The 16663-nt window shown below is 64.9% G+C and carries 19 protein-coding genes; 13 read left to right on the top strand and 6 right to left on the bottom strand.

Features of this window, described 5'->3' with window-relative positions:
- Positions 1-418 precede the first annotated feature (418 nt).
- Both VHN57_RS14150 and VHN57_RS14145 read left to right on the top strand, forming a co-directional pair.
- The gene (locus VHN57_RS14150; protein ID WP_278984978.1) at positions 419-3046 is read left to right on the top strand and encodes a TonB-dependent receptor; all 2628 of its coding nucleotides are present in this window, start codon (positions 419-421) and stop codon (positions 3044-3046) included.
- Positions 3047-3096: 50 nt separating this feature from the next.
- Positions 3097-3369 carry a hypothetical protein gene (locus VHN57_RS14145; RefSeq protein ID WP_278984971.1) on the top strand — a complete coding sequence of 91 codons (273 nt, stop codon included), beginning with the start codon at positions 3097-3099 and terminating at the stop codon, positions 3367-3369.
- 4 nt (positions 3370-3373) lie between these two features.
- On the opposite strand, the gene VHN57_RS14140 is transcribed toward VHN57_RS14145, so the two are convergent.
- The 3 genes from VHN57_RS14140 to ubiG all read right to left on the bottom strand — a co-directional run bounded on the left by VHN57_RS14140 (position 3374) and on the right by ubiG (position 5765).
- Positions 3374-3967: a YdeI/OmpD-associated family protein gene (locus tag VHN57_RS14140; RefSeq protein WP_278984973.1), complete on the bottom strand. Its 594-nt coding sequence runs from the start codon at positions 3965-3967 to the stop codon at positions 3374-3376.
- Positions 3968-4111: 144 nt separating this feature from the next.
- Positions 4112-4645 carry an energy transducer TonB family protein gene (locus tag VHN57_RS14135; RefSeq protein WP_048937694.1) on the bottom strand — a complete coding sequence of 178 codons (534 nt, stop codon included), beginning with the start codon at positions 4643-4645 and terminating at the stop codon, positions 4112-4114.
- Positions 4646-5030: 385 nt separating this feature from the next.
- Positions 5031-5765, bottom strand: coding sequence for a bifunctional 2-polyprenyl-6-hydroxyphenol methylase/3-demethylubiquinol 3-O-methyltransferase UbiG (gene ubiG, locus VHN57_RS14130; protein ID WP_423284236.1), 735 nt, complete (start codon positions 5763-5765; stop codon positions 5031-5033).
- Positions 5766-6116: 351 nt separating this feature from the next.
- Here ubiG and VHN57_RS14125 point away from each other — a divergent pair, with 351 nt between their 5' ends.
- The 4 genes from VHN57_RS14125 (at position 6117) to VHN57_RS14110 (ending at position 10520) form a co-directional block, all read left to right on the top strand.
- The gene (locus VHN57_RS14125) at positions 6117-7382 is read left to right on the top strand and encodes an aspartate kinase (RefSeq protein ID WP_423284234.1); all 1266 of its coding nucleotides are present in this window, start codon (positions 6117-6119) and stop codon (positions 7380-7382) included.
- Positions 7383-7546: 164 nt separating this feature from the next.
- Positions 7547-8560, top strand: coding sequence for an NAD(P)H-dependent flavin oxidoreductase (locus tag VHN57_RS14120; RefSeq protein ID WP_017501365.1), 1014 nt, complete (start codon positions 7547-7549; stop codon positions 8558-8560).
- 85 nt (positions 8561-8645) lie between these two features.
- On the top strand, positions 8646-9404 hold the full coding sequence (locus tag VHN57_RS14115; protein ID WP_278987990.1) for a hypothetical protein: 759 nt from the start codon (positions 8646-8648) through the stop codon (positions 9402-9404).
- Positions 9405-9605: 201 nt separating this feature from the next.
- Positions 9606-10520, top strand: coding sequence for a hypothetical protein (locus VHN57_RS14110; protein ID WP_423284232.1), 915 nt, complete (start codon positions 9606-9608; stop codon positions 10518-10520).
- Positions 10521-10527: 7 nt separating this feature from the next.
- On the opposite strand, the gene VHN57_RS14105 is transcribed toward VHN57_RS14110, so the two are convergent.
- On the bottom strand, positions 10528-10965 hold the full coding sequence (locus VHN57_RS14105) for a winged helix-turn-helix transcriptional regulator (RefSeq protein WP_278987813.1): 438 nt from the start codon (positions 10963-10965) through the stop codon (positions 10528-10530).
- 101 nt (positions 10966-11066) lie between these two features.
- On the opposite strand from VHN57_RS14105, the gene VHN57_RS14100 reads away from it, so the two are divergent.
- Together VHN57_RS14100 and VHN57_RS14095 are read left to right on the top strand one after the other, a co-directional pair.
- A complete protein-coding gene (locus tag VHN57_RS14100) occupies positions 11067-11807 on the top strand; it encodes an SDR family oxidoreductase (RefSeq protein WP_423284229.1) in 741 nt (246 codons plus the stop codon).
- 128 nt (positions 11808-11935) lie between these two features.
- Complete coding sequence (locus tag VHN57_RS14095) at positions 11936-12256, top strand: DMT family transporter (RefSeq protein WP_017501361.1); 321 nt, start codon at positions 11936-11938, stop codon at positions 12254-12256.
- On the opposite strand, the gene VHN57_RS14090 is transcribed toward VHN57_RS14095, so the two are convergent.
- The gene (locus VHN57_RS14090) at positions 12228-12923 is read right to left on the bottom strand and encodes a winged helix-turn-helix transcriptional regulator (RefSeq protein WP_278987808.1); all 696 of its coding nucleotides are present in this window, start codon (positions 12921-12923) and stop codon (positions 12228-12230) included. The two genes, VHN57_RS14095 and VHN57_RS14090, sit on opposite strands and share 29 nt — an antisense overlap.
- Positions 12924-13036: 113 nt before the next feature.
- Between VHN57_RS14090 and VHN57_RS14085 the strand changes: the two genes are divergently transcribed.
- The 5 genes from VHN57_RS14085 to VHN57_RS14065 are packed head-to-tail and all read left to right on the top strand — an operon-like array spanning position 13037 to position 15657.
- A complete protein-coding gene (locus VHN57_RS14085; RefSeq protein ID WP_004208034.1) occupies positions 13037-13483 on the top strand; it encodes a VOC family protein in 447 nt (148 codons plus the stop codon).
- 30 nt (positions 13484-13513) lie between these two features.
- Positions 13514-13876, top strand: coding sequence for a DUF1428 domain-containing protein (locus tag VHN57_RS14080; protein WP_278987805.1), 363 nt, complete (start codon positions 13514-13516; stop codon positions 13874-13876).
- Between the two features lie 25 nt (positions 13877-13901).
- The gene (locus VHN57_RS14075; RefSeq protein ID WP_278987803.1) at positions 13902-14702 is read left to right on the top strand and encodes a VOC family protein; all 801 of its coding nucleotides are present in this window, start codon (positions 13902-13904) and stop codon (positions 14700-14702) included.
- Positions 14702-15193 (top strand): VOC family protein, encoded by a 492-nt coding sequence (locus VHN57_RS14070; protein WP_278987801.1) that lies wholly within the window; start codon positions 14702-14704, stop codon positions 15191-15193. The genes VHN57_RS14075 and VHN57_RS14070 overlap by 1 nt, the downstream gene beginning before the upstream one ends.
- Positions 15190-15657 carry an SRPBCC domain-containing protein gene (locus VHN57_RS14065; protein WP_278987799.1) on the top strand — a complete coding sequence of 156 codons (468 nt, stop codon included), beginning with the start codon at positions 15190-15192 and terminating at the stop codon, positions 15655-15657. The genes VHN57_RS14070 and VHN57_RS14065 overlap by 4 nt, the downstream gene beginning before the upstream one ends.
- On the opposite strand, the gene VHN57_RS14060 is transcribed toward VHN57_RS14065, so the two are convergent.
- Complete coding sequence (locus VHN57_RS14060) at positions 15620-16579, bottom strand: hypothetical protein (protein WP_278987797.1); 960 nt, start codon at positions 16577-16579, stop codon at positions 15620-15622. The genes VHN57_RS14065 and VHN57_RS14060 overlap by 38 nt on opposite strands.
- Positions 16580-16663: the final 84 nt, after the last annotated feature.

The raw sequence follows: 16663 nt of genomic DNA, 5'->3' as shown, positions 1-16663 counted from the left end.
AAATCTTATGACGGCTGCAGGCAGGCGTCGAGTCAGCTTGTCGTAAAAGTTTCAAAAAGTCGCCGAACAGCCGCTTGACAGGGCGTGTCCGATCGGCAGTATCGAATTTAGGACAGTTGTTCTGATTGCTGCAAAAGCGAACTGTCCGGGGATTATGGAACAGATAAACAGCGTGGCCAGCGTCTGGCGGCGATCCTGAAAGAGTCTCTCTTTCGGGCGGGGCATCCTTCGCCCTGTCGGCCGTCGGTGCGCGAGGCCATGCGAACGCGTCAGGGAAGGAGACCCGGAGCACCGGGCGAATTTCGCAGGAGAGGACGAGTCGCAACGCGTATCAGGGGGTATTCGTATGGCCATTCGTCTCCGCTCGCGAAGAGTGCGCACGTTCTGCGCGCTTGGTACGAGCACGTTCCTCACACCGATGATCCTGTCCGCGCCGGCACTGGCGCAGGCCCCGGCAGCCGATGCCGCCGCCGCCGATGCGGCCGCCGCCGAGGCCGAACAGGGGCTGGGCGAGATCGTCGTCACCGCGACGCGCAGCGCGCAGAGCATCCAGAAGGTGCCGATTTCGATGCAGGCGCTGGGTGCGGAGAAATTGCAGGAACGACAGGTGAAGGGCCTGAGCGATTTCGCCGCACTGCTGCCGTCGGTCTCGTTCGAGGGCATTGGCCCCGGCCGCAACACCGCCTTCTTCCGCGGTATCGTGCCCGCCGGCGGTGCCTATGCCTCGGTCGGCTATTATCTCGACGACATGCCGATCACCGGCACCGAAGTGCCTGATATCCATGCCTATGACCTGGAACGGGTCGAGGCGCTGTCCGGGCCGCAGGGCACGCTCTATGGCGCCGGCTCGCTGGCCGGCACCATCCGCCTGATCACCAACAAGCCCAAGCTCGACAAGTTCGAGTTCGGCTATGACGTGGAAGCCAATAAATATGGCAAGGGTGATTTCGGCGGCCAGCTGGAATCCTACATCAACGTGCCGCTGGCGCCGACGCTGGCGGTGCGCGCCATGGGCTATTATCGGCGCGACGGCGGCTATATCGACAATACGCCCAACAATGGCACGTTCAACGATGGCAGTTCGTCGACGCTGACGCTGGGCGACAACAATCCCAACACATCCTACACGCTCGACAATAGCGACATCGCCAAGGATGATTACAACACCATCCGCGAATTTGGCGGCCGCTTCCAGCTGCTGTGGCAGCCGACCGAGGGCTGGGACATCACGCCCGAGATCACGGCCCAGAAGCAGGTGGCGCGCGGTTATTTCGGCTATGATCCGCGGGTCGGCGACCTGGAAGTCCATGACTATGACCAGACCAAGAATGACGATCGCTGGTATCAGGCGGCGCTATCGATCCATGGCCATATCGGCGACTGGGACATCGTCTCGGCCACCGGCTATTTCAAGCGCCGCACCCGCACGCTGAACGACTATACCTATTACACGGTCACCTATGACGGCTTCGGGCCGGGCTATGAAAGCTATCTGCAATTCTTCGACAATTGCACCGGCTCTGGCGCCAGTCAGCAGTGCCAGATGATCAACCCGACCCAATATTATCATGCCGACACGCACCGCAACAAATTCACCCAGGAATTGCGGATTTCGACGCCCAAGGACTGGCCGTTCGACGTGACCGTCGGTGGCTTCTATCAGCGGCAGAAGAATGAGCTGAACACCAGCTATGCGATCCGCGGACTGGATACGATCACCGGCTATACCGCGACCGGCGGCGGCGATGTGGCGGGCGGGCTGATCGGCGTGCCGGCCATGTATGGCATCGCCTATGACGAGGACGGCAATCCCTATTTCGATACCAGCGACGTCATCAACGCCAATGGCAATCCGCTAGGCACGATGATCCTGGGCACTCAGGCGGTGAAGGGCGACGCCTTCTATTATGTCGAGCAGGACCAGCTCTATCATGACAAGGCGATCTTCGCCGAAGGTCATTACAACATCACGCCGACGCTGAAGCTGACCGGCGGCATCCGCTATTTCTGGACCGACTATAAGGTTCGGGGCTTTGCGGGCGTGGCCGGATCGGCCGCAGGCGTGGGCTGCACCACGCCGCTGCCCGATGACGAGCGGCTGACCTGCGTCAACACCAACCCCAATGCGGCGGACGGCACCGGCCGCTACAAGGAGGATGGCGAGACCCACAAGGTTGCGCTCGACTGGCAGTTCCAGCCCGACAAGATGGTCTATTTCAACTATTCGACCGGCTTCCGCCCTGGCGGGTTCAACCGGCCGCTGCGCATCCGCAGCCTGGGCAAGATCGTCAATGTCGCGCCGTTCAAGTCGGAAACGCTGACCAATTTCGAGGTCGGCGTGAAGACGACCTGGAACAATATCTTCCGCTTCAACGCCGCCGTCTATTATGAGAAGTGGAACAATATCCAATATGGCGTGGTGGTGTCGGGCGCACAGGGCGCGGGCATGACCGGCAATGCCGGCAAGGCCGAGGTCAAGGGTATCGAATATGATGCGGACCTGCGGCTGGGCAAGGTGACGATCTCCACCTCCGGCGCGTTCAACGATGCCAAGCTGAAGGGCGATTTCTGCAACTTCGCACTCAATACCGAGACCGAGTCCATTGCGCAGCTGAGCAGCTGTACGCTGGGCGAGTTCGTCGAAGGATCGAGCCCGCCGACGCCGCAGGTCGCGGCCGCCAACGGCACCCGCCTGCCGCGCCAGCCGCGCTTCAAGGGCACGACATCGATCCGCTATGACACCGACCTGGGCGACTATGCCGCCTATATCCAGGGCGCGGCGCTCTACCAGACCGGCGCGACGCAGGATCTGAACGTCGAGAGCAACGAACTGCTGGGCAATACCAAGGGCTTTGTCAGCTTCGATTTTTCGGGCGGGATCAAGAAGGATGGTTGGAGCGTCACTCTGTTCCTGCAGAACGCCTTCGACAAGCGTGGGCAGCTGACGCGCAACACCTTCTGCTCGATCGACTTCTGCGCCAACAGCTCGCGCACCTTCACGATCAAGCCGCAATTCTTCGGCATAAGGTTCGGCCAAAAATTCTAAACAGGTCGCCGAACAATATGGCCATGCCCCGCACGATATGCGCGCGGGGCATGGCCATTTTCATCGGGGTGGCGGGCATGTTGCTCGCCATGCCGGTGGCGCCGCGCGCGCAGGAGGATCATTCCGGCCTGACGCGCGCAGGCTATCGCGCCCGATGCCTGATGTGCCACAGCCGCGCCGCGCCAGAGGGTGTTTCACCGGAGATATTGGCGGGGCTGCATCCCGAACCGGGGCTGAAGCCGGCGATCGCGATGCCGGGCGTCAGTTGCTGGCGGCGCTGCACCAATTGCTGGCCCGCAGAGCCGCGGGAGGGACGGAAGTAGATCCCTATTTCTTCTCATATTTCCAGTTGCGGCCCTTGCCCTCGCCAATCCAGTCGACGGCCTGGGCGATGCGCTTGTCGCGGGTGGCGTCGGTCTTCGCCTCATTGATCCACTCGCAATAGTCGCGGATCTTGCCGGGCGGGAAGGCGGCCCAGATGGCGGCGGCGGCCGGGGCAGCGGCAATGGCGGCCGCGAGGGCGGGATGGACCGGCAGAGGCGGCTTTGGTGCCTTGGGGCCGGTGCGTGGGCGATCGCCGGCGTCGATCAGGGCCATGGCCTGCGCGATCAGCCCGGCGATGTCGGCATCGGAGGGGAGGTCGGCAAGGGCGGTGATGCGACCGAACTGGCCCATGGCGTCGTCGCTGGCATCTTCCCTGCCAACCTTGTCATGCCAGAAGCCGAAGGCGGCATGGCCCTTGAAAGCGGCCATGTTGGCGAGATTCTGGTCCCTGTAGGTGAAGAAGGGCATGCCCCATTTCACTGCTTCGCCCATGTCCGGAGACGCGGCGTGCATCAGCGCGCGGATATGGATGAGGATCGGCCGGGCGAAGTCCGCCTGGGCGGCGATATAGGCGTCGATCCGTGGATCCATAGCCATAGGATGATCCCCCTCGCTGTGCCGCGGGCTTAAGCGGCTGTCCCGATCGGCTGGTGATGCCATCAGCCGGCGGGCAGTGCAACGCACGGGGCGCAGCGAGGGGGACTGCGGGCGCGCCCCTTTCACGCGCCCGCAGAGCCTGGCTCAGTTGACAGCGCGCGGGGTGTCCGGCGTGTCGAGCAGGGCGATGGCCATGGCGGGGCCACCCGCGCGACGGGCGAAGCGGGCATTATTGTCGAGCGCCTGCCGCTGGAGATCGCGGATCTGCCGATTGTAGCTGGCCTGGGTCGTGGCGAAGAGGATGGTGGCGACATAATTCTGCCCGGCGCCGATGCCGGCGGGCAGCGGATGCAGGGTCGGGATGCTCTGGATGGCGCGCATCGCCGCCTTGTCGAGTTGGCGCGAGCCGGACGAGTTGAGCAGGGCGATGCCGGCCGGCGCGCCGCTGTCGCTGCAGGCGAACTTGACCTGGACGATGCCTTCCTCCGGCCCGGACAGGATGGTGGGATAGCGCAGCCGGTTGGAGAGGATGTTGCCGGTGCGTTCGACCCAGCGGTCGAGCGTGGGCGGGGCGGTGGTGGGCGCCGTCACGTCGATCGAGGGGGCGGATGATTGGGCGCGGGATGCGGCCGGCAGCAGCAGCGGCACGGCAAGGCAGAGGCAAAAAAGCAGTTTCATGTTTCGATCTCCTGAGAGCGGATGATCGGCCGGGGGCGGGAAGGACGTCGTTGGTCGGCCCGCATGCGGTCGAAGGTGCAGACGGCGACCCGGCAATGTCTGCACCCGCATTTTTTATCAGGCGAAAGATGAAATGACAATTTGGCAAATGAATTTGCCATTTAGATGCTTAAGATGTTTGGAAATTAAAATTTAGTTGCAAATGCTTTTCGTGAGAACAGCGTTTCTTGGGCGGCCTCTCTGGCGCTGGATGGCAGGGGAAGGGAGGAAGTCCCGGAAAGCGGGGCGTTATTCCGGCGCGCGGGCCGGCCTGGCGCAGGATGGCGGGGGCACATGTCGACCATGGCGGGACGGTCGACTTGAGGCTGGCGCGCCCGAGTCCTTTTCAGCCCTTGTGGCGCGCGGTCAGAAGATAGTTGATCGCTGTGTTCGCCGACAGGGTGAAGCCGCGCGCCGGATCGAAGGCGAGGCCGCTGCTGTCGGTGACTTCCAGGCCCGCCTCTTCGAGCAAGGCGGTCAGTTCATCGGGGGTGATGAACTTGGCCCAGTCATGCGTGCCCTTGGGAATGCCGCCGATGCTTTCGCCGATGGTGATCATGGCGAGGCGGGACATGGGGGTGCGGTTGGGGGTGGAGAGGATCATCAATCCGTCCGGCGCGAGTTTGGCCGCGAGGGCGCGAACGAAGGCGGCGGGATCGGCGACATGTTCGATCACCTCCATCGAGGTGACGAGATCATAGCCGCTGTCGCTGACCTGCTCCACCGGGGTGGCGCGATAGTCGATGGCGAGGCCCTGGCCCTGTGCATGGGCGACAGCGACGGCGATATTTTCCGGCGCCGCGTCGAGGCCGGTGACGCTGGCGCCGAGGCGTGCGAGCGGTTCGGCCAGCAGGCCGGCGCCGCAGCCGACATCGAGCGCGCGCTTGCCGCTGAGCGGACGGAAGCCATGATCGTCACTGTCCCAATGCCGGTCGATCGCGGCGCGGATATAGGCGAGGCGGACCGGGTTCAGCTTGTGCAGCATCGCGCTCGACCCCTTGGGATCCCACCAGTCGGCGGCCATGGTGCCGAAATGGGCGGCTTCCTTCGGGTCGATCGTCGCGGTCGTCTCTGTCATCATGCACCTTGGGTCTTGCTGGGTGGCGAGGCACCCGTGCCGCCGTTCTAGCAGCGGGCGGCGGGAAGGCCAATGTGCCATGCTGTCATAGCTATGTCTTTGAAGGCGGGGCATGTAGGAGCGCGGGCAGCGGCAAGGTAGGTGAGCGGATGGCGGGATTGCTTGCCATATCCGTCGCGGCTGCTAATAGGGCAGCCGTTTTGCCCCTTTGGGACATTTTGTTTCACAATTGGAGCAGTGTCCGATCCGATTGCATCGGTTCGGCTGCTCCATATCTTTTGTTGGTCGCGTTTTCCGAGTCAGCAGGTGTTCCACCTGCTTCGAAAACGCTTAAAGGACAGGTTCGACAAGCAAATGGCGCGCATCGTGATGAAATTCGGCGGCACCTCCATGGCGGGGATGGAGCGAATTCGCAACGTGGCCGCGCGTGTCAAACATGTCGTCGACCAGGGCCATGAAGTGGCGGTCGTGGTATCGGCCATGGCCGGCGAGACCGATCGCCTGGTCGGCTTCTGCAAGGAAGCCTCGGCGCTCTATGATCCGGCCGAATATGATGTCGTCGTGGCGGCGGGCGAGCAGGTCACCAGCGGCCTGCTGGCGATGACGCTCAAGGCGATCGGCGTGGACGCGCGCAGCTGGCTGGGCTGGCAATTGCCGATCCGCACGATCGAAGCCCATGCCAAGGCGCGCATCAGCACGATCGAGACCGATGCGCTGATCGCCGCGATGCAGTCCGGCCAGGTCGCCGTCATCCCCGGTTTCCAGGGCATGATGGAAAATGGCCGGGTGTCGACGCTGGGCCGTGGCGGTTCCGACACGTCGGCGGTCGCGGTGGCCGCGGCGGTCAAGGCCGACCGCTGCGACATCTATACTGACGTCGACGGCGTCTACACCACCGATCCGCGCATCGTGGCGCGTGCCCGCAAGCTGGACCTCGTCACCTATGAGGAAATGCTGGAGCTGGCCTCGGTCGGCGCCAAGGTGCTGCAGACCCGCTCCGTCGGCCTCGCCATGAAGGAAGGCGTGGTCGTGCAGGTGCTTTCCTCCTTCGATGATCCCACCCAGGACGACCTCCCCGGCACGCTGATCGTGAGCGACGAGGAACTGGAAGCCAAGCTCAAGGAAACCAAGATGGAACGTCAGCTCATCACCGGCATCGCCCATGACAAGAATGAGGCGAAGATCATCGTCACCCGCGTGCCCGACAAGCCGGGCGCGGTGGCCAGCATCTTCACCCCGCTGGCCGATGCGGCGATCAACGTCGACATGATCATCCAGAATGACAGCAAGGACAATGAGGAGACCGACGTCACCTTCACCGTCCCGCGCGCGGACCTGGCCCGCAGCGTCGACATCCTGGAAGCGAACAAGGACGCGATCGGCTTCCGCCGGATCATCACCGACACCGAAGTCGCCAAGATCAGCGTCGTGGGCGTGGGCATGCGCAGCCATGCCGGCGTCGCCGCCACCATGTTCAAGACGCTGGCCGAGCGCGGCATCAACATCGAGGCGATCTCCACCAGCGAGATCAAGGTTTCGGTGCTGATCGACGAGGACGAGACCGAACTGGCGGTGCGCGTGCTGCATACCGCCTATGGCCTGGACGCCCCGGCGGCTTGACAGACATACTCCCCTCCCTTCTAGGGAGGGGCATGGGGGTGGGTGCGATTGCGTCAGCAATCGCCGCCTGCCTTGGTGGATAGGGAGGAAGCTCGCTTCGCTCGCTACCCACCCCAACCCCTCCCTTGAAAGGGAGGGGCTTTTTTATGTTGTAGGATATGACGATGACCACTGCCAAACTCGCTTCCCTGATGGCCCGCGGCACCGAATTTCTGGGCTGTGAGAGCGCGATCCTGTGCGGGGCGATGAGCTGGGTCAGCGAGCGGCATCTGGTGTCGGCGATCTCGAATGCCGGCGGTTTCGGCGTGATCGCCTGTGGCGCGATGTCGCCCGAACTGCTGGACGCGGAAATCGCGGCGACCAGGGCGCTGACCGACAAGCCGTTCGGCGTGAACCTGATCACCATGCATCCGCAGCTGTTCGACCTGATCGCAGTGTGCGCCAAGCATGAGGTGTCGCATGTCGTTCTTGCCGGTGGCCTGCCGCCTAAGGGCAGCATCGAGGCGATCAAGGCCAATGGCGCGAAGCTGATCTGTTTTGCGCCCGCGCTGGCGCTGGCGAAGAAGCTGGTGCGATCGGGCGTCGACGCGCTGGTGGTCGAGGGCATGGAAGCGGGCGGCCATATCGGTCCGGTCGCGACCAGCGTGCTGGCGCAGGAAATCCTGCCGGAAATGGCGCAGCAGGTTCCGGTGTTCGTGGCCGGCGGCATCGGCCGGGGCGAGGCGATCGCCGCCTATCTGGAAATGGGCGCCGCCGGCGTGCAGCTGGGCACGCGCTTTGCCTGCGCGAGCGAGAGCATCGCCCATCCCGCGTTCAAGAAGGCCTTCTTTCGCGCGTCGGCGCGGGATGCCATTGCCAGCGTGCAGATCGACCCGCGCCTGCCGGTGATCCCGGTGCGCGCGCTCAAGAATGCCGGCACCGAAGCCTTCACCGCGAAGCAGCGCGAAGTCGCCAACCTGCTGGACAGCGGCGCGGTCGACATGGGCGAGGCGCAGTTGCAGATCGAGCATTATTGGGCCGGTGCGCTGCGCAAGGCGGTGATCGACGGCGATGTCGAGGGCGGGTCGCTGATGGCGGGCCAGTCGGTCGGCATGGTGACCAAGGAAGAGCCGGTTGCCGACATCATCGCCGAGCTGATGGCGCAGGCCGCCACGGCGCTAGAGCGCCGCGCGGCCTGATCTCTGCTGCCTGGAAAACAGGCTTTATCGGCTTTTAACCAATATCGGGCATGGTTTCCGGCATCAGATTTGCCGGAGACCGTTCATGCGTGCCTCGATCCGTCACCTGCTATTGTGCCCGCTGGGCGGGATTGCGCTGCTGTCGGGCTGCGCGGGGCAGAAGGAGGTGGCGGTTGCGCCGCCGCCTGCGCCGGTGCGGGCTCAGCCCGTGCCCCAGCCGTTGCCGCCGATGGGCGCGACGGCCACCATGCAGATACCGCCGATCGGCGCCGATGGCCTGCGCGTCACGCCCAACCGCGACCTGAGCGGGGCGGCAACGCTATGGCATATGCGCATGGCGCTGAACGTGGCGGCCCTGTCCTGCCAGGGGAGCGGCGACGCGGCGCGGCTGCAATATAATGCGCTGTTGGCCCGGCACAGGGCGGCGCTGACGCGGGCCAATGCGCAGGTCGAGGGGGAATATAGGGCGCAGTTCGGTGGGCGCGCGATCGCGCAGCGCGAGCGGCTGAATACTATCGTCTATAATTTCTTTGCCCTGCCGCCGGCGCAGGCGGGTTTCTGTGCGGAGGCGGTGCGGGTGGGGGCGACCGTCAACAGCCTGCCCGCGGACCAGTTGCTGGCCTATGCGCCGACCGGCCTCGCCGCGCTGGAAAAGCCCTTCACCGACTTCTTCGATGCCTATGCCCGCTATCAGACCGACCTGGCGGCATGGCGTTCGGGGCGGACGCTGGCGATGGCGCCGGTGGTGCTGGAGGTCCGGCTGAGCCGGGCGGACCTGATCGCGGATGATGGCGTGACGGTGCCGAAGGGGGCGATGCCGCGCCTGCTGGCGCGCGCCGACTGAGAAAAATCGGCTATTTCCGGCCTTTTTCGCGATGCTCGGCTTGCCGCATTGCAACCAATTGGGATAGCGGGCTTTTAACAGCAACCGGGCGGGGGTTCAGCGGTGAACCACAGGCGGGGCCGTCCTTGGCTGCGCGTTAAGCATATTTCCTCCGGTGGAAATGCCCGGCATGTTGGCCGGGCCAGATCGTCGGAGTAGTTGATGTTCCTGCCACGTTCCCTGTCTTCCCGTCTGTCGCTGCTTGCCCTGACGGCGCTGGCGGCTTGTGCGACGCCGGTGAAGGAAGTGCCGCCCACGCCGCCGCCGGTGGTGGTGCCGACGGTAATGCCGACCCCGCCGCGCAATTCCGCGCCCGACATGGTGCCGCCGGACAAGGACGAGGCCGGGAAGTTCATCACCCCCAATCGCGATTCCCAGGGCGACCAGGCACTGTGGCATGTGCGCATGGGGCTGAACGTCGCGGCGCTGGGCTGTCCCGAGACCAATGGCCAGACGCGCATATTGTACAACCAGATGCTGACCGTGCATGGCGCGTCGCTGAAGCGCGCCAATGACACGCTGGAGGTCAGCTATCAGCAGCGTTACGGCAGCAGCGCGATCCGCATGCGCGAAGTGCTGAACACGCTGGTCTATAATTTCTTCGCCCTGCCGCCGGCGCAGAAGGCCTTCTGCCAGAAGGCGGTGGCGACGATGACGATCATCAACGGGCTGACGCCCGAGGCGCTGGCCGCCTATGCGCCCAAGGCGCTGGACGAACTGGAGCAGCCCTTCCGCGATTTCTGGGCGGAATATGAGGATTATCTGCGGCGGCTGGAGGAATGGCGCAAGCGGTTCGGCGCGACGGTCAAGCTGGTCGGCCCGGTCGGCGGCGATGATCTGAACGACCATGAACCGCCGGCGCCGACCGCGCCCGCGCCGATGGGGCAGGTGCCGGCCACGCCGATGCAGCGGCCGTCGGACATGATCCTGCCCGATGCGCCGGCTTCCGCGCCCGCGCCTGCTGCTCCGGCTGTTCCGGGAACGCCAAGCGCGCCGCCGCCGGTGGTGCCGACCCAGCCGCAGGTGCAGGCGCCCAAATTGCCGTTGCAGCCGGTTCCCGCGCCGCCCGAAAGCTGATCGCCGGTCAGGCGCCGCGCGCGTCGAAGCGGGCGCGAGCGTCCTCGACCGTGGCGAGATTGCGTTCGGCCCAGACCCATACGCCGCAGAAGGCGGCGCTGAGGCTGTTGCCGAGCGGGGTGAGGGCATAGTCGACGCGCGGCGGCACGACCGGATGGACGGTACGGGTGAGCAGGCCGTCGCGCTCCATCTGGCGCAGCGTCTGGGTCAGCATCTTCTGGCTAATCCCCTCGACCGCGCGGCCGACCTCGGTAAAGCGCAGCGTACCGCGTTCCTCCAGTAATTCCAGGATCAGCATCGTCCATTTGTCGGCGACCCGGCCGATCAGTTCATTGACGAGTCGCTCGACCCGCGGATCGAGTTCTGTCGGCGGATCATGGTCGAGATACTGCTCGGCGGCCGCTATTTCAGCGGTGGCGAAGCGGGATTCCAGAGGATTTGCCATTTCTTACCTTTGGGTGCCTATGGCACTTTTCGGTGCCTTCTTTCCAAAAGAGAGTGTGGGATTAAATTGGTCGGCAAGCAACCAGTCCAAGGAGCTTTCCCATGAAAAATTCCGGCAACACCATCCTCATCACCGGCGGCGGTTCGGGCATCGGCGCGGCGCTGGCCCATGAATTCCACGCGGCGGGCAACCAGGTCATCATCGCCGGGCGGCGGCAGGCGGCGCTCGACGAGGTGGTCGCGGCCCACGCCGGCATGGCGTCGATGGTGATCGACATGGAAGATCCGGTGGCGATCGCGGCCTTTGCGGCAAAGCTGGTCGCCGATTTCCCGGCGCTCGACGCGGTGCTGCTAAATGCCGGCATCATGGTGGCGGAGGACCAGATCGACCTTGCCATCGCCGAGGCGACGGTCGCCACCAATCTGCTCGGCCCGATCCGGCTGACCCATGCCCTGCTGCCGCATCTGCTGGCGCAGAAGAGCGCGACGATCCTGACCGTGTCGTCGGGCCTGGCCTTCGTGCCGCTGGCGGCGACACCGACCTACAGCGCGACCAAGGCGGCGATCCATGGCTGGTCACTGGCGATGCGCGAGCAGCTCAAGGACACGGGCGTCGATGTGGTGGAGATCGTGCCGCCGGGCGTGCAGACCGACCTGATGCCCGGCCATGCCGAAAATCCGCAGATGATGCCGCTCGCCGATTTCATCAGCGAGACGATGGGCCTGTTGCGACAGGAGCCGACTCCGGCGGAAATCCATGTCGAGCGGGTCAAGTTCCTGAGCGAGGCGACCAAGCGCGGCGAATTCGAACAGGTGTTCGGGATGCTGAACGGGGCGCATTGAGACCCGCAAAGCTTGCCTCCTGCATCGGGGAGGACTATCTGGGCTTCGTCAAGCGAGGCCACGTCCTCCCCCGCCATGCGGGTTTCAAGTCCGGGACGGCCCGGCGCCCCTTGTGAAGGAGCGCCATCATGGCCTGGATTGCCCTGTTTTTTGCCGGATTGCTCGAAATCGTCTGGGCCTTTGCGATGAAGCAGTCGCATGGTTTCACCCGGCTGGTGCCGAGCCTCATCACCCTTGGCGCGATGATCGCCAGTTTCGGCCTGTTGTCGATGGCGATGCGCAGCCTGCCGCTGGGCACCGCCTATATGATCTGGACCGGGATCGGCGCGCTGGGCGCCTTTGCCGTTGGTGTCGCCTTCCTGGGCGAGGCGATCAGCCCGGCGCGGCTGGCGGCGGCGGCGCTGATCCTCTCCGGTCTTGTCATGATGAAGCTGGCGTCGCCTGGCTGACGGTTGAAGGTGCCTTGGGGGGCAGGGGGAAGAGGCGGACGAAGCGTTCCGCCAGCGCCCGGTCGCCCTCCATTTGCAGGGCCGGCGCCATCGCGGCGAAGGACTGGCCGCCATAGACGATCGCGGCGAGGGCATTCTGGTCGCCGATGAAGATCGCATCGGCGCCAGCGGCGTCGCCCCGGTCGATGCGGAAATCGCCGTCATGGAGCGTGGCGCGAAATTCCTCCTCGCCGAAGCGGAAGCCGATGGTCGCATCCAGATCGCCGATCGCGGTGCGGTCGATCATCGTGCGCATCGACATCACCACCGACACCTGGCTCATCGGCATGCCCGGCTGCATCGTGGGCGATCGGCAGGCCCAGCGGCCCAGCACCATGAACAATATTTCCGACTCGCGGCCCCATTCCGTCAGCTCGTAAATCTGGCTGGCGGCGGGCGGGGGCAGGCGGCGGCGGACAAGGATGCTGGCCGCTTCCAGTTCCTCCAGCCGCTGGGTCAGCACATTGGCGCTGATTCCGGGCAGGCTGGCGCGCAGGTCGGTGAAGCGCTTGGGGCCGAGCAGCAATTCCCGCATGATCGGCATCGCCCAGCGATCGCCGATCAGATCGAGCGCATGGGCGGTGGCACAGCCATCCTGATAGGCGCGTTTGCGCGGGTTGGGACTCATTGGTTATCTTTTCTAACTTGTCTGTTGCATAATATAATCTTCGGGCGCACAAAGTTCAAGTCGGCGACTCACGACAAGGTGCGAGCCGCCATGAAAGCATGAGGAGAGAGACGATGGCCGATGCGCCCGCGCCGAAGATGATCTTCGTCAACCTGCCCGTCACCGACCTGCCCGCCGCGATCGCCTTCTATGAAGCGGTCGGCGCCGTGCGGAACAATGATTTCGCCGATGACAGCGCGCAGATGATCAGTTTTTCCGAGACGATCCACGCGATGCTGCTCACCCATGAACGGTTCGCCGGCTTTACCCCGCGCAAGATCCCCAATGCCCATGAAACCGCGCAGGTGCTGCTGTGTTTGAGCGAGACAAGCCGGGACGCGGTGGACGCGACGGTGGACAGGGCGCTGGCGGCGGGCGGAACCGAGCCGAACCCCAAGCAGGATCATGGCTTCATGTATGGCCGCAACTTTGCCGATCTGGACGGCCATATCTGGGAAGTGATGTGGATGGATGTCGCCGCCGCGATGGCCGCGAACCAGGGAGAAACTGCCGACGCCTGATGTCGACGACCTTGCAGAAGGAGAGAGACGATGAGCTATATGGACGGGTTCGTGATCCCGGTGCCCAAGGGCAACAAGGAACGCTACAAGGAGGTCGCGGCATTCGCCGCGCCGATCTTCATCGAATATGGCGCGCTGCGCGTGGTCGAATGCTGGGCCAACGACATCAAGCCCGGCAAGGTCAATGATTTCCGCACTGCCGTCATCGCCGAAGAGGATGAGGAAGTCGTCTTCTCCTGGATCGAATGGCCCGACAAGGCGACCCGCGATGCCGGCGCCGAGAAGGTGATGAAGGACGAGCGCATGCAGCCCAAGGAGGGCGAGGACATGCCCTTCATCGGCGCGCGGCTGATCTATGGCGGGTTCGAGGTGCTGGTCGACCACAAGGCTTGAACCTTCCTCCTTCAGGAGACGGACGATGACCGACTTCAATGGCAAATTCTTCTGGTATGAATTGATGACCAGCGATCCCAAGGCGGCGCTGGCCTTTTATGGCGATGTCGTCGGCTGGACGGCAGAGCCGTTTGGCGGCGATCTGCCCGACGGCCCATATCAGGTGATTTCCGGCAGCGCCGGGGCGCTGGGCGGGGTGATGGCGATCCCGGCGGAGGCGAAGGATTGCGGCATGACGCCCTGGTGGGGCGGCTATGTCGGGTCGGCCGATGTCGACGCCGATGCCGAACGGCTGAGCGCGGCCGGTGGCAGCGTGAAGCGTCCGCCCGAGGATATTCCGGGCGTTGGCCGCTTTGCGGTGATGGCCGATCCGGGCGGCGCGGTGTTCATGCTGCTCAAGGGATCAAGTCCCGAGGGGATGGATGCGCCGCCGCCAATGGCGCCGGGCCATGTCGGCTGGCACGAGCTATATGCCGGCGATTTCGACAAGGATCTGGCCTTCTATACCGGGCAGCTCGGCTGGTCGAAGGGCGAGGCCATGGATATGGGCGAGATGGGCAGTTATCAGCTTGTCTCGCAGACCGGCTCGACGGACTTTGACGGCATGACCGGCGGCATCATGCCGGTGCCGCCGATGATGCCGGTGCCGCTATGGCTGTTCTACTTCACCGTCGGCGACATCGACGCGGCGGTCGAGCGGGTGACGGCCGGTGGCGGCACGGTGCTACAGGGGCCGATGGAGGTGCCGGGTGGCGCCTGGATCATCCAGGCGACCGATCCGCAGGGCGCGATGTTCGCGCTGGTCGGCAGCAAGGGAGAGGGGTGATGGACAAGATTTCCCCTTGCCTGTGGTTCGATGGCCAGGCCGAGGAGGCGGCGCATTATTATGTGTCGGTGTTCGGCGGGTCGGTCGACCATGTGAGCTATTATCCCGAGGTTAATCCCTCGCCTTCGCCGCTGCCGGGCGGGAGCGTGCTGCTGGTGGAGTTCAGCCTGTTCGGGCAAAGCTATCAGGCGCTGAACGGCGGGCCGCAGTTCAGCTTTGACGAGGCGATATCGCTGTCGGTGGCGTGTGCGGACCAGGCCGAACTGGACGGCTATTTCGACCGGCTGACCGGTGATGGCGGCACGGCCGGGCCATGCGGCTGGGTGACCGACAAATATGGCCTCTCCTGGCAGTTGGTGACGCGCCAGATCATGGACAATTATCATACCGGCGACCGTGCCGGCATTGCCCGGATGATGCAGGCGATGATGACGATGCAGAAGCTGGACAGCGGCGCGATGCACGCGGCGTTTCTGGGAGAGGCGGCATGAGCGGGGCGGAGCATGAGTTGTCGGTCACCTGCCTGATCGATGCGCCGCGCGAGATTTGCTGGAAGGTGTGGACCGACCTGAAGGATGAATGGTTCTGTCCCAAGCCCTGGCGCGCCGAGGTGATCGAGGAGGATATGCGCCCCGGCGGCCGCAGCGCGGTGCAGATGTTCGGGCCGAATGGCGAGGAAACCGGGCCGATGGAGGGCATTTTCCTGGAGGTGGTGCCCGGCGCGCGGATCGTCACCACCGATGCCTATGCCGCCGGCTGGATACCGCAGAGCCCGTTCATGACCGCGATCTGGGATTTTGCAGCGGAGGGCGATGGCACCCGCTTCACCGCGACCGCACGCCACTGGGATGCGGAGGCGAAGGCACGGCATGAGGAAATGGGCTTCCATCCCGGTTGGGACGAGATGATGGCCCAGTTCAAGGCGCTGTGCGAGACGTCGGCCGCGAGCGCCTGAGCGGATCGCCGGCGGGCTGGTCGGGCACCAATATTTCCGCCGGGTCCATTTTCGACATCGCGATGGCGGCGCGCATGAAGAGGAGGGCGGGACGCAGCGATGTGTCGCCGCCTTCCTGCACCAGTTCCCGCAGCGCGCGGACGAACAGGTCGGGCCAGCGTTCGATATCCACGCCCTGGCCGCGCAGGATCAGCGCGGTTGCGCTCCAGTGGCGCTGGAGCAGGCCGATCATGTCGGCATAGTCGCGGGAGTCGCCGACACAGGCATCGGTCATCTCGCGGAAGATCGGGCCAAGTAGCAGCGCCGGCTTGCCATCGCCCACGCCCGCCCAGAGCGAGCCGGGATATTCGGCGAGCAGGCCGTTGAGGGCATCGCCGAAATAGCGCAGCCGCCCGTCATGGGTCGCGACCTCGATCAACGGGGCGGCGGCGCCTTCCTGCTCGGCGCGATGGCGCAGCAGCATCTGGCAGGCGAAACCGGCCAGGGCGCCCAGCGTTTCTTCGGCCGAACGGGTGCGCGGCGGACGGACCCGGTCGAGCAGGCGGCGGGCAAGCGCCTCGTCCGGATCGAGCAGGGCGGGCATGCCCTGTCGCGCGCGATCGACGCGGTGCAGGCCGCGCGTGGCGTGGCGGACCCAGAGGAAGAAGGTGATGCTGAACAGCGCGAAGCTGGCCGCCATCGCGCCGAGCAGCGGCAGGGCGTAGGCGTTGCGGACAGGCGGCAGGAACAGCGCGAGCAGGCAGAGCATCGGCAGCAGCGCGAGCGGCAGCAGGCGCGCGACGCCACGACGCAGGCGCTGCGCGGTGGCCATGTCGGGGATGGCATATTGGCCGCCGATCAGGCCGAACGGCATGAACAGCGGGCGGCCGTCCGCGCCATGGCCAAAGGCGCTGTCGATGAAGCTGGTCGTGAGGCGGCGCATGGCAAGGGTCCGGCAGGAAGGAATGCGGGCGCGCCGCGGCGACAGCCTGACGGGGAAGCTGTTACCGGAATATGAGGGAATGGG

Source organism: Sphingobium salicis subsp. salicis (assembly GCF_049472635.1).
In the GTDB taxonomy this organism is placed as follows: Bacteria; Pseudomonadota; Alphaproteobacteria; order Sphingomonadales; family Sphingomonadaceae; genus Sphingobium; species Sphingobium yanoikuyae_A.
Note: the sequence above shows the minus strand (reverse complement) of the source record. Positions and strands in the feature narration are given on the sequence as shown.

Bases quoted from the DNA above. Each gene is read 5' to 3' on its own strand.
- VHN57_RS14150 (WP_278984978.1), top strand. From the start codon at position 419: ATGATCCTGTCCGCGCCGGCACTGGCGCAGGCCCCGGCAGCCGATGCC.
- VHN57_RS14145 (WP_278984971.1), top strand. From the start codon at position 3,097: ATGGCCATTTTCATCGGGGTGGCGGGCATGTTGCTCGCCATGCCGGTG.
- VHN57_RS14140 (WP_278984973.1), bottom strand. From the start codon at position 3,967: ATGGCTATGGATCCACGGATCGACGCCTATATCGCCGCCCAGGCGGAC.
- VHN57_RS14135 (WP_048937694.1), bottom strand. From the start codon at position 4,645: ATGAAACTGCTTTTTTGCCTCTGCCTTGCCGTGCCGCTGCTGCTGCCG.
- ubiG (WP_423284236.1), bottom strand. From the start codon at position 5,765: ATGATGACAGAGACGACCGCGACGATCGACCCGAAGGAAGCCGCCCAT.
- VHN57_RS14125 (WP_423284234.1), top strand. From the start codon at position 6,117: ATGGCGCGCATCGTGATGAAATTCGGCGGCACCTCCATGGCGGGGATG.
- VHN57_RS14120 (WP_017501365.1), top strand. From the start codon at position 7,547: ATGACCACTGCCAAACTCGCTTCCCTGATGGCCCGCGGCACCGAATTT.
- VHN57_RS14115 (WP_278987990.1), top strand. From the start codon at position 8,646: ATGCGTGCCTCGATCCGTCACCTGCTATTGTGCCCGCTGGGCGGGATT.
- VHN57_RS14110 (WP_423284232.1), top strand. From the start codon at position 9,606: ATGTTCCTGCCACGTTCCCTGTCTTCCCGTCTGTCGCTGCTTGCCCTG.
- VHN57_RS14105 (WP_278987813.1), bottom strand. From the start codon at position 10,965: ATGGCAAATCCTCTGGAATCCCGCTTCGCCACCGCTGAAATAGCGGCC.
- VHN57_RS14100 (WP_423284229.1), top strand. From the start codon at position 11,067: ATGAAAAATTCCGGCAACACCATCCTCATCACCGGCGGCGGTTCGGGC.
- VHN57_RS14095 (WP_017501361.1), top strand. From the start codon at position 11,936: ATGGCCTGGATTGCCCTGTTTTTTGCCGGATTGCTCGAAATCGTCTGG.
- VHN57_RS14090 (WP_278987808.1), bottom strand. From the start codon at position 12,923: ATGAGTCCCAACCCGCGCAAACGCGCCTATCAGGATGGCTGTGCCACC.
- VHN57_RS14085 (WP_004208034.1), top strand. From the start codon at position 13,037: ATGGCCGATGCGCCCGCGCCGAAGATGATCTTCGTCAACCTGCCCGTC.
- VHN57_RS14080 (WP_278987805.1), top strand. From the start codon at position 13,514: ATGAGCTATATGGACGGGTTCGTGATCCCGGTGCCCAAGGGCAACAAG.
- VHN57_RS14075 (WP_278987803.1), top strand. From the start codon at position 13,902: ATGACCGACTTCAATGGCAAATTCTTCTGGTATGAATTGATGACCAGC.
- VHN57_RS14070 (WP_278987801.1), top strand. From the start codon at position 14,702: ATGGACAAGATTTCCCCTTGCCTGTGGTTCGATGGCCAGGCCGAGGAG.
- VHN57_RS14065 (WP_278987799.1), top strand. From the start codon at position 15,190: ATGAGCGGGGCGGAGCATGAGTTGTCGGTCACCTGCCTGATCGATGCG.
- VHN57_RS14060 (WP_278987797.1), bottom strand. From the start codon at position 16,579: ATGCGCCGCCTCACGACCAGCTTCATCGACAGCGCCTTTGGCCATGGC.